This window comes from Streptomyces albiaxialis (genome assembly GCF_039530985.1).
Classification (GTDB): Bacteria; Actinomycetota; Actinomycetes; order Streptomycetales; family Streptomycetaceae; genus Streptomyces; species Streptomyces albiaxialis.
In genome coordinates, this window is record NZ_BAAAPE010000001.1 from 956,097 (window position 1) to 967,440 (window position 11,344).

The following is an 11,344-nucleotide window of genomic DNA, read 5'->3' on the forward strand; positions in this document are numbered from 1 at the left end:
CCTTGCGACGTCCCTTCTCCTCCGCGGCGCTCATTGCGTACGCGGAGGCGGCAGGCTTTGAGCCCACGGTGACATCGCCGTCACGACGGCTTTCAAGAGGTACAGGATGCAGAGATCAACATCCGTGTGACCAGGAGCGGACGGCGACCGGTAGTTTCTCGGACTCCGGCGTGGGCCGGACATGGGCCGCAGAGGCTCTGCACGAGTCCGCCAGACCGTCGACGCCCCACACGCGGACACTCCTTGGACCTGCACGGAACGACCCATCAGCCGCACCGTAGCCACGAGCCTTATGCCCGGCTGCGTGGATCATGAACGACCGCGCCTCGTACTTCCGACTGCGTGCCCGAGACCAGGCCCCGAGGTACTTCCAGCTTCCCAACGGCCAGCTCCGACTTCGCCGCGCAGATGTCGACGCCTGGTTCGCAAAGTGCGAGCGGTCGGAGCCTGAGTGCTGAGCTATGACGTGACGGTCTATGAGATCCGCTCCCGTCCCGACAGCCACGGCCGCATCGGCCCAGGTGGATCGTCGGGGGTAGGGAGCACTCTCGAAGCTTCCGCCTCAAGCCACAAGCGGAAGGACGTCAGTCAGAGCTCCTGGCTGCGCTGCGCAACCGCGAGCCGTTCGACATCGAGAGCGGGCTACCGCTGTCAGAGTTCCACGAGCTGAACTCCCCGACCTGGTTCGAGCACGCGCGAGGCTACGTGCTCATGAAGTGGCCACAAGCGGCAGCGAAGCATCGCGCCAGCATTGCCGATTCTCTGGCCACAGTGACGCCGGTATTCGTCTCGTCAACGCGTGGCATGCCTGACCCGAAGGTCTTACGGCGGGCCCTCTACGCATGGGCCTTCCGCGTGGCCGTCAGCCCAGAGGGCAAGCTCATCACCGACTCCAACGGCGAGCCGATGACCCGTGCCGAAGCCAACTCACCGCCAGAACACCTCGCCTCCACCCTGGCCTGGCTGGCCAAGCACTCGCTGAAGGTCAGCGAAGCAGCTCAGCCGATTCACATGCGACGGGCAGTCACGGCTCTGTCGCTGAAGCTCAACGGCGAACCAGCCACCGAGAACACCGTGAAGCGCAAGGTGATGGTGCTGAGCAACGCCATGCGCTACGCCATCGAGACAGGGGTGATCACCCGCCACCCCTTGCTCGGCATTGACTGGACTCCCCGGGAGCCAGATGACGAGGTCGACTTCCGCTACGTCCTCGGGCCGCGGCTCGCTCGCACCCTCATCCAGGCGGTGCACGACCAAGGGCCGCGGGGCAAGCACCTGACGGCCTTCTTCGGCTGCATCTACTACGCTGCCACACGCCCCGGCGAGGCCGCGGCACTGAAAGACACCGACTGCGTCCTGCCGCCGGAGAGCCAGCCAGAAGAATGGTGGCGAGTTGCTCCTGGAGGAGAGCCAGCCAGAGGTCGGAGCTGACTGGACGACGGCGGCACGTCGTACGACAAGCGGGGCTTGAAGCACCGTGCCCGTCGCACTTTCCGCTCAGGCCCCATCCCGCCTGTACTGGTCCGCATGATCCGCACTCACCTCCGCACCTACGGCGCGGCCCCCGACGAGCGCCTCTTCTGGGCACCGCGCGGCGGACGTGTCCGATCGACCGAATACTCCGAACTGTAGGCAGCAGCGCGGGAGGCGGTGCTCACGCCACAAGAAGCAGAATCGCCGCTCGCTGAGGTCCCGTACTCGCTACGGCATGCGGGCATCTCCCTGTGGATCAAGGCCAGAGTCGCCCCAGCCGAAGTCGCCCGCCGCGCCGGCCACAGCCTCGCCGTCCTGTTCCGCTTCTACGCCAAGCTTCTGCGAGGAGGCCAAGCCCAGGACAACAAACGGATCAGCCTCGCGCTAGAGAACGAAGAGTAACGGCCCCCGAGACCGTGCCGGGTCCGTAGAGACTACGCATGCCAATCGCCCACTTCCCTGGGCCACCGGGGGCAGGCGAGGGTGGGGCATCGGTGGCCATGCACGTGGCGCGACTCTCGGCCGAGTGTCCATCCCCCGCCACACCGATGCCGAGCGGTCCACCGCAACCTTGACCGCTCGGCACAGTGGCAGGCCGTTTCGGCCCCCCTACTCCCACACCAGGCGCCCACTGAGTGAATAGTTACTCCACATCTTCAAGGTTCGCTGCACTCCCGTTCGCCTGGGCGGCCGAAAGCGCCTATCGTCCAGCGCTTCGAGAATTCAATCGGTGACACAGATAGGCCCGCGAGTCTCCCCCGCCAGGATCCGGCCTATGAGGGAAAATCCGGCAGCAGCCGTAGAATCACAGGGCACACGCGCACAGAACGCCCCTTCAGAGCCCCCGCATCCGGGCAGTTCGCAAAGGGATTGACCCGCAGGCGATGGCCGCACACGCGCGGCGGCCACGGGGACTGCCGCACCATAAGGTCACAGACACTTTGGGTCACCGAACAGGCCGGATCGTGTCGGCGAGGCTCGCGGACTCGCCCGCTACCTGGGCGACACCCTGGCGGCGACCGCCGCCGCTGACAACCACGCCCGACCTCAAGCCCCCTCGAACACTGGTGGCCGCAGGCCAACTTCACAGGCTCCAGGGTTGAAACATACCCACAAGCAATCTGCACTGTCACACAGACGACACGGAGCAGAGAAACAATTCCGTTAGCCGCGATATTCCAGGTGGGGCGCCATCGTGAAACTCCGCACTGGATTGCACGTGCGACTAAGCTAGCATTCGTCCGACAATCCAGGCATGCAAGGAATCAACAAGTTCCTTGTAATTGGCAACGTTCATCTTGCCTCCGCTGTAGCTACGCCCATGCGCAACTCTATTCCGCACAGCGAGTAGCAATCCGAGGTTGTTTCGACGTTCGTCATCATCCAAGACTTTTTTTAGAGATCCGCTTTCCACGACTCACCAAATCTTCCGATTAGAGCCACCAGGGCGTCCGGTGTCAGATTGGGAGATTTCTTGAACCATGACATAGCAAAGCTGCCGGCAGGACCACCGGATGCACTTGCTATGTAGCCCGTGACAGCCTCAAACATGAGCTGTTCCAAATACCCAGCTAGCCTGATACACATGTACTTGTGGAGATCTTCCTGAATCTCGATCTCCACGGCGCTCAAGCTTCGATTGTATCTGTCATACGTAGCATCCAGTTCCGACTTTATGGATTGAACCTGCTTCCTCGCGGCTTCACGACTCGTCGGCAAGAGGGTTCCCCTCGAAGGCTGCAATCGTATACCTGATGCGCGCCTTCACCTGATCCGCATGAGAAGTGCTCTCGGAAACCGCCTTGCGGTACTTTTCATTGCCCATCAGGGACTCAAGTGAGCCTCTTACTTTAGCCACATCAAGGTTTACCCCATTACTGATTGCCACCATCAACCCTACAAGCACCGCATCCGTATGGGCAGCGTTCACCTGTCGCCCGCCGAGTTTCAGCGCCCCTGGATTCGCTTCTTTCAGTAGTCGGCAACCTTCAGAAAAATCTTGCTTAATTTCATCCACATCAGAGGGAAGCGCATCTGAATGAACGGAAAGATATTCGTTTAGGAATTTAGCCATGGGCGGCTTGAAGATCCTATCCGTCCAAACTGTTTCAAGCAGTGCGAGCGCACGAAGGATGAGTTCATGGTCCTTCAGGTCGCGAGTATGCGGCCCGAACAGATCTCTCCAATCAGAGTTTGAGTTCAGCTCCCGTACGAAGTTCACCGCTTCACCGGCAAACAGTGCCACTCGGATCTGCTGGGGCCTGAGATTCGTGCCGCCACTATTGATGCGCTCAAAGAGCGCATACACAGCCTTCTTTCCGGCCTCACCTTTTGGCACTACGATAGTCGCCTGAATGAAGGTGTTATCGAATAGAAGCCGCAACTCCGAGGGGAGATCTGCGTAGGTGAGGCCCTTGTAAGCATCGCCGACATAGCGCAGCGAGAACTTACGAGTTCCCCCCTTGACAGGATATTTTCCATGCCGAAAACTGTGGAGTGTCGTCATGCGCTGCTGCCCGTCAAGCACCAAGTACCGTCGACTGGGCAGTTCAACGAGAAAGATTCCAGGAACTGGATAGCCCAGCAGGATAGATTCAACAAACCTGTCCATCTGCTTCTTTTTCCAGACCAGCCCACGCTGAAATCCTTCATATCCCTCTGTCTCGGCCTCAGCCAGCGGCTCGAATGTGGGGACTATGAATGTTTCATTCTCCAGACGACGCACAAGCCCGTCCACGTCGAAGTCCGCACCAAAATATCGGAGTGCTTCTTCGGCCCGAGCCGGATCGGCATCCACGTCGTCAGTTTCCGGATCAACAACATCCGACACCTCAGCGACGGTGCTCTCTTCGGGATCTTCAACATCATCCGGAGCTGGACCGGAGCCTTCTGATACCGCATCAGTCATGAGAAGAGCTTATAGGCGAAAGCCCCACAGGGAGCCCCGATTGGCAAGCAACACCAACGACAGCTTACGTTCAGTGGGTCCCGCTGGGTTCAGCGCAGTACCGCAACCGTCCCTGAGAGCCTGGGCGTCCAGCGCAGCAGACCTCGGGCCCCTACGCTTAGTTCGCATCTGGAGGAGCGGCCTGCGAGCGGCGAACTATCCATGGGCAAGGACTGACCTACAGCTCGCCCTTGCAGCCGTGATCTGTACATTTGTGCGGGACCGAAGCGTCCTCCGGGACCGTATGCGAGTAGCTGTCCTTGAAGTCGACTGACACCTCCGTGAGGTACCAACAGCGCACAGCCACTTTGAAACATGATCATGCGAGTGCACCGGAGTTTCCGGGAGGCACGCCTGCGCGGAGGCCGAGCGCAGGACAAGGAATGGACCAGCCTCGCGCCCCAAGACGGAGAGTGGCGCACCCCTCTGGACCGCACATGGCCCGTAGAGGCTGGTCAAACCTGGGGCACCGGCGAGAAATCGTGAGACAGTTCGAATGCAAGAGGGGTACCGCAGCCAGTGCGGTACCCCTTCTCATCTGCGGCTCTCTCACCAACGCGGAGGCGGTGGGATTTGAACCCACGGTGACATCGCTGCCACGACGGTTTTCAAGAGGGTGCGGGATGATCAAGGCTGCAAGGCTCTGGCCTGCCCACATCCGTCACTGTCGGCTCACGGGTGCGGACACTGGTCCACCGTGGGTCCATGCGCGCCGGTTCGAGTCCGTGCCCTCTCTGGGATGCTGGTCGCATCAGTCGAGAGGGGCAGCGTTTCATGGAATGGAAGACCTTCGGCGAGCGGTCGCTCTACAACAACCAGTGGCTGAACCTGTCCCTCATCGACGTCCAGCAGCCAGACGGCCGCCGCTGGGAACACCACGTCGTGCGCCTGCGGCACCTGGCCGTAGCCGCCGTGGTCAACAACCGCCGCGAAGTCCTGATGATCTGGCGCCACCGCTTCATCACGGACGCGTGGGCCTGGGAACTGCCAATGGGCCTCATCGAGGACGGGGAGGAACCGGAGCACGCGGCGGCCCGTGAGGTCGAGGAAGAGACCGGCTGGCGCCCCGGGGCCATGAAGCCGCTGATCTACGGGGAACCCGCGAACGGCATCACGGATTCGCAGCACCACGTGTTCCGGGCGGACGGGGCAACGCACATCGGCCCGCCGACGGAGAAGAACGAGGCAGCCCGCATCGAGTGGGTTCCACTCGACCGCGTACGCGGCATGATCGACCGCCGCGAGATCGTCAGTAGCGGCTCGCTGGTCGGACTGCTCTACGTACTCATGGACGAGGGGATCCGCTGAGGTCGGCGGACAACACTTCCCGCAGTCGGGCCTCGAAGGTCATGGCTGCGGGCTCCTGGCGGTGGGGCTCCAACTGAGCATGGAATTCACGCAGATGACCCGTGACGCGCTCTGAGGTGACAGCCGAAGCCGAGGTCAGGGCGCCCATCGCTGTGTGGCATGCCTCGTCCAGCTTGCCGCGCTGAAGCTGCGTACGGGCGAGCCAGAAGGAGTGGAAGGCACGCCCCCGGTGGTTCGCTCGGTCCTCGCGGTGCAATGCATCTGTGATCAGGGGCTCGGCAACTTCGGCCTCGCCGAGGCGGGCGTGTGCGATGCCGGTGTCCACGATCAGCTTGGGCTCATCGAAGTAGGCCACCCACTCCGGGTCCGGATCGTCGGCGGTGATCTGCTCGAACTGCCGTTGCGACTCCGCGAGTGCCGCGTGGGCCTCCCGCCTGCGGGTAAGGGTGGCGTGGGCGAACGCCTCACGCATGGACAGCATCGCCATCACGCGCGGCGTTCCGGCTGAGGCTCGGGCATGGTCCTGAGCGGCCGTCGCGAGTGCGACCGCATCACCTGGGCGGTCCTGGTACGTGGCCTGGAGGCTCATGCACGCCATGACGTTGGCCATGAATGCCTGGTCGTCCACGGTCTTCGCAAGCCGCAGCGCTTCGGTGAAGTAGGTCCGGGCCTGGCTGTACTGCCGCGCGTCGAAGTACGTCCAGCCCGTGAGGCGCGCAAGCTCGGCAGCGACCGCGTACAAGTCGCGCTTGGCCTCCTCGTGTCCTGCCTCGCGAAGAAGGCTCATGGTGTACCGGAACTGGCCGACCACGGCGGGCCTGAGCGCTTCGCCGCCGTGCTCGTCGTCGCGCTTCCAGTAGTCCTGGATGGACGAGCGGAGGGCCTGGAGGGTGGACGGGTTCGGGCTGCCCGTTGCGGCTGCCGCGAGGATGCGATCCACCTCTGTCCCCGGCAGGGTGCTGTCCTCGTCGGGAGGCTGCTCCTCCTGCTCCGGTTCCCTCTCGCGTGCCGCCAGCACCGGCGGTGTCTCCCAGTCCCGCCGCGCCAGTCCGAGCAGATGTCCGGGGATCCGCAGACCGTCAGCGATGCGCTCGATCACGTCCATGTGTCGCAACTCGCGTCGCCCCGCCATGACTTCACCGACACGGCTGGGCGTCAGCCCGCATCGCCGCGCGATCATCGACGGATAGACACCCGCGTGCCGCTGGACCAACCGGAAGACCCGCGCGAAGTCGCGGACACCGCAGGCGTCCACCATCTCCGGGTTGTTGAGCAGTCGCACGGGAAGTTCCGGCGGGCTGCTGGAGTGCTCGGGCATGAGGCACGCTCCGGGCTGCGCGGGATCGGGGTCAACTGATCGTCGCTGAGTCGCTGCGTTCCGTGATGTTACCCAAGTTGGGTAATCACCTGGGCCTTTCTGGGCTACTGCCCGTCCCGGGACGCTGCTGCACACGGGGCAAGCAACCAGAAGCCACCACTGGAGAGGTGCAGCGGCATGACGGCGAGAAAGGTGGGGACGGCAGCCCTCGACGACTGCCGGGGCGCACTTGTGGAGGACATCGCGACGGGATTCGTGGGCGTCCTGGTGGATGTGATCCACGAATTCGTGGATCCGGCCCAGCCGCGCACGGACCGACCCCGCGACATGGTCTTCATCCGCCCGCGCGGTGGCGGAAGGGAGCATACGACGGCCCCGGACATGGTCTGTCTGGTGGAGGTCGCCCAGGGCCGGTCGTGCTCTCACCCGCGCACGGAAGAGCGGGGCGGCAAGATCTACTGCTCGTCCTGCGGCGCACAGCTCTACCTCTGAGCCTCGCCCCCTCAGCCCTCCGCCCGTGTCCGAACCGGACTGGTCACCGGTTCCCCCCAGACACGTGCGGGGAAGGCGGTCCGGCTCGCCCCTGATGGTCGCTCAAGGGTCGGGGCAGCCGGGCCGCGCATCACCGAGACTCCCGCCCGGATCGGCGGATCGGTGCCGTGGACAGGTCGGGCGCCGGTCGGGGCGGGATTGTCCGTACGGCTGTCATGCGTGACGGCGGACAGCCGTACGGGCCTGCCACGCACACAACCGCGAAGGAGAGTGCAGCAGTGAACGCGACACTGGAGCGCCCGGCCCCGGAGAAGGCGGCGGAGCGCGCGAGGGAGATGCTGGCGACGCTGGAGGCGGACCCGGAGTTCGAGCGGTTGGCGAAGTCCTGCAAGTCCTACGACGAAGCCTGGACGGACTTCACCGGCTACGCCCTGCTGGACGGCTACGACGTCCGCAAGGACACGGACCCGCTGTTCCCCGAAGCCATCCGCGCGATGATCATCAAGTCGGCCGTGTACGAGCTGACGGACGGCAACGAGGATGCGGCCGAGGTCGCCGTACCGGTCCCGGTAGACGTGATGATTCACGCGCTGGCCGCGCAGTTCACCGTGCTGAGCCGGATCCAGGAGCGGACGGGGATCAAGTTCGTGCACGCCACGGACCGTGAATCCATCGGCGCATGGGAGCCGGGCGACTACACGCATCAGGTGTACCGCGCGGCCTGGGGCCCGGTGAACGACCGCTACTGGCTCGGCAAGGACGAGACGGAGCGACGGACAGCCATCGTCACCAAGAAGTACGAGCGACTGGGCATCTACGAAGCGGGACGACGCATTGCCCCGGGCTTCGCCACGGTCGCTGATGTGGCCGCTGCCTAGGCCATGAACGCACGGCGCAGCATCGCGGTGGAATCCACCTTCGGGAACCGCTCGTTGATCTCCCGGCTGGCCTGCTCAAGCAGCGATTCCAGCACCCCGGGCGCTGCGCCGTGCACCATGTCGCGGAGATACGTCTCCAACTCGGCCACATCGGCGGGCAACTCCAGATCCGCGACCAGCGGCACCCCATCCGACTTGTACCGCCCGGCCGGCACTCCCACCTTCTCCGGATGGACGCAGACCGGCACGCCCGCGGCCGTGTAGCGGTGCCCATCCTCCGGGCTGAAGGGGAATTCACGGCTCGGCCGCTCTGCGATGTCGAACTCGCCCAACGGCAAACGGCGCGACGGACAGATACCGCACGCCCAATGGTCCTCGCCCCTGACGAACGCCTCAGCCATGACCGAAGGCTAGGGCCTGGACAGCCCCGCCCGTGCACCATTGCCGCCCCTCAACACACGGGCGGGTGAGCGCCTGTCTGACGGCCTGGTGCTCCGCATCGATGCCGCTGTCCCGCCCGGTTGGAACGGTCACCACAGACAGCGCGCCACGGCGAGAGGGAGAGCCGTACGGGCTGGCGCGCGTGTGGCTCGCCGTACCACCGGTCACATCAGCCACGCCGTTTGATCGTCAAGAGGCGCGGTGCTGGATCGCGTGCCGTGGGAGTCTCGCGGGAAGTTCTGCGGGTGCGTGGAGCGGGGAGGGTGCGTGCTGCCGGTGGGATTCGGGCGTCCTGCCTGGGGCTGCTGGCCTTGCGGCGTGTGCTCGTTGTGGCCGGTGCCCTTGTCTGTGGTGCTGTGCGCGTTGCCAGCGGTCGCGTGCTGCCCGCTGTCTTGATTGTGCGGCGCGAGCGGCGGGGGCGTCGCGAAGTGGGGCGGCAGACAGGAACAAAGCGGCGACACAGCCGCCGCGCCGCGCGGCCCGCGCCAGCGGGCCGCCTTGATCCAGTAGGGAAACTTTGAACAGCCCCGATTGCGGGGCTTCGGCTCCTGTCGAGCATTGCTCCGGGATGCCTGCTCGCTTTGAAGCGACGCTCTGTGGCTCCCCCGCGTATCACGCCTGCCTGAATCCGACGCTATGCACCAGATTGAACCTCTCTGCTCCTGCGGTCGCAATACTTTATCCACAGGTTCATGATGCCAGAATCCTTCCATCTCACGTGATGAACCGTCAGAGCGGAGAAATGGGAGGAACGTGCGCAATGCGACCGGTGAAGTTCTGTGATCTGTGCAACTTTTCTCGGCGAGGGCGTTGTTGGCATGCCGAGCCCACGCGGCCGGAAACGGATCCAACAGGATGGAAACGGGGTCGAGAATGATCGAGCCCTATAAACGCGGGGTACCGATCGCCTCGGCATGCGTCTGCACCGAGATTCGCATTGGCTCCAACGTTCCCCGCAGGCTTGTCATGCGACGCCGGGGCAACCATCGGGGCAACTACTCGCGCGCGATTGCCCTTGCCTCGTTGTGGATTCGTGACCAGTGGCAACCCGCTGGGGCAAACATCCGGGCAACCCCGCTCTGCTCTGCTGGTGCTCACGGCACGGCTTCCGTGGCCGGAGAAGGAGAGTGAGCGACGTGGGTGGTCTCATCTGTCTGATGGCGGCGAAGCTGTGCCGTTTGGTGCGGCCGGGATTTCTCCGGATAGTGGCCCTCCGGCCAGTACCTACTCGGCGCTATATAACACGGGGTCGCCGGTTTTGCGAACCGGCCGTCAGACCACTAATGGAAGGCATGCCATCGCACGCACGAGAAATCTTCGCTGGCGCTGTCACACCGCGCCGACTGCACGCACCTGTAGCAGGTGAGCCCCGAGGGCCCGCTTCGAAGATTCCGGGCCTGGGGTCACATCCGAGGCTCGCGGGGGCCCTTGGGCCAGGTGTACGGGGAAGTCCGTGGAAGGGGAGAGCACATGCGCAGGAGCCAGTCGGGCAGCCGCCGCATGTTGGTCGGGCTCGTGGTCGCCCCGACCATGACCACGGTGACCGGAACGTGACCGTGGTCGGGGCTGCGTGGTCGCCGGTCTGGACGGGGCTGGCGGGTTGTGTCGAGGCGTGAAGACACGAAGCCGTGAGGAGTCGGGCCGATGATGCGCAGCGCATGCGAGCGAAGTACGGCCGCGAGGAAGAGGCGCTCCTCTCCAGCACCGGGCACGGACCACTTGACCGCAATTTCCCGCCTCGCGGGACCGGGGAGTGCAGCGCTGGCTCTCCACGCGGGACGGCCACCCGGCATTTCGGGGGGTGTCCGCTTCCGGGGGTGTACTTACCACCGCGCTTACCACCAGTGCCGTTGCCGAACCGTGCCCAGAAAAGCCGGATTTGGTGAGCGGCTTGGAAAGCGCGCACGGCATCACTGGAGCAACGACAGCGCGAGGCACCAGAACAAGGAGACGGGACAGTGAGCGAGGAATCAGGGCTCATGGCCGAGATCGCAGCCATGCTCGCCCGTATGCGGACCGAAGTTCGTGAGGTTCGGGAGGAGCTGACGGAGCTGACGGAGTCGGTTTCTACTCCGCCTGCGGCTTCGCCGCCTTCAGCTCGGCGACTTCCCTCTTGATGTCCTGGAGGTCGGCGCTCATGATTCTGAGCTGCTCGCGCAGAGCGCGTAGCTCGTCCGCGGAAACGCCACTGCCGGGGTCGGACTGGTCGCTCGTCTTCGAGCCCGGTTTGATCCCGGCAGCCGGGGCCGCGTCGGCGACATAGCTGCCGCGCCCCTGAACCGTGTAGATCAGCCCTTCGTCGCGCAGGACGCGAAGGGCACTGCGGGCGGTCATGTTGGCGATATCGAATCGCTCTTGCAGCTCCCGGTATGAGGGGACCTGCTCCCCCGGCTTGATCTTGCCGCTCTCGATCTCGCGCCGGATGAGGTCGGCTGCCTGCTGGTAGGGCGGGCGTGGATCACTGGTCGACAAGCTCATGCCTCAAGC

Annotated in this window: 9 protein-coding genes; 4 read left to right on the top strand and 5 right to left on the bottom strand. The window is 64.3% G+C overall.

The annotated features are described in order from the left end of the window. Nucleotides 1-711 precede the first annotated feature (711 nt). Nucleotides 712-1,431 (top strand): hypothetical protein, encoded by a 720-nt coding sequence (locus ABD343_RS04185; protein WP_344524034.1) that lies wholly within the window; start codon nucleotides 712-714, stop codon nucleotides 1,429-1,431. 1,437 nt (nucleotides 1,432-2,868) lie between these two features. Here the strand turns inward: ABD343_RS04185 and ABD343_RS04190 are convergent. Beyond that, on the bottom strand, nucleotides 2,869-3,105 hold the full coding sequence (locus tag ABD343_RS04190; RefSeq protein WP_344524036.1) for a hypothetical protein: 237 nt from the start codon (nucleotides 3,103-3,105) through the stop codon (nucleotides 2,869-2,871). A 70-nt stretch (nucleotides 3,106-3,175) separates the two neighbouring features. Beyond that, on the bottom strand, nucleotides 3,176-4,381 hold the full coding sequence (locus ABD343_RS04195; RefSeq protein ID WP_344524038.1) for a GmrSD restriction endonuclease domain-containing protein: 1,206 nt from the start codon (nucleotides 4,379-4,381) through the stop codon (nucleotides 3,176-3,178). 813 nt (nucleotides 4,382-5,194) lie between these two features. Here ABD343_RS04195 and ABD343_RS04200 point away from each other — a divergent pair. Then, on the top strand, nucleotides 5,195-5,728 hold the full coding sequence (locus ABD343_RS04200; RefSeq protein ID WP_344524040.1) for an NUDIX hydrolase: 534 nt from the start codon (nucleotides 5,195-5,197) through the stop codon (nucleotides 5,726-5,728). Here the strand turns inward: ABD343_RS04200 and ABD343_RS04205 are convergent. Next, nucleotides 5,706-7,046, bottom strand: coding sequence for a helix-turn-helix domain-containing protein (locus ABD343_RS04205; protein ID WP_344524042.1), 1,341 nt, complete (start codon nucleotides 7,044-7,046; stop codon nucleotides 5,706-5,708). The genes ABD343_RS04200 and ABD343_RS04205 overlap by 23 nt on opposite strands. Nucleotides 7,047-7,223: 177 nt before the next feature. Between ABD343_RS04205 and ABD343_RS04210 the strand changes: the two genes are divergently transcribed. Together ABD343_RS04210 and ABD343_RS04215 are read left to right on the top strand one after the other, a co-directional pair. Further along, nucleotides 7,224-7,538, top strand: coding sequence for a hypothetical protein (locus ABD343_RS04210; protein WP_344524044.1), 315 nt, complete (start codon nucleotides 7,224-7,226; stop codon nucleotides 7,536-7,538). 278 nt (nucleotides 7,539-7,816) lie between these two features. After that, nucleotides 7,817-8,416 (top strand): hypothetical protein, encoded by a 600-nt coding sequence (locus tag ABD343_RS04215; protein ID WP_344524046.1) that lies wholly within the window; start codon nucleotides 7,817-7,819, stop codon nucleotides 8,414-8,416. Here ABD343_RS04215 and ABD343_RS04220 read toward each other — a convergent pair. Continuing rightward, nucleotides 8,413-8,817 carry a hypothetical protein gene (locus ABD343_RS04220; protein WP_344524048.1) on the bottom strand — a complete coding sequence of 135 codons (405 nt, stop codon included), beginning with the start codon at nucleotides 8,815-8,817 and terminating at the stop codon, nucleotides 8,413-8,415. The genes ABD343_RS04215 and ABD343_RS04220 overlap by 4 nt on opposite strands. Before the next feature lie 2,107 nt (nucleotides 8,818-10,924). Continuing rightward, a complete protein-coding gene (locus ABD343_RS04225) occupies nucleotides 10,925-11,335 on the bottom strand; it encodes a GntR family transcriptional regulator (protein WP_344524050.1) in 411 nt (136 codons plus the stop codon). Nucleotides 11,336-11,344: the final 9 nt, after the last annotated feature.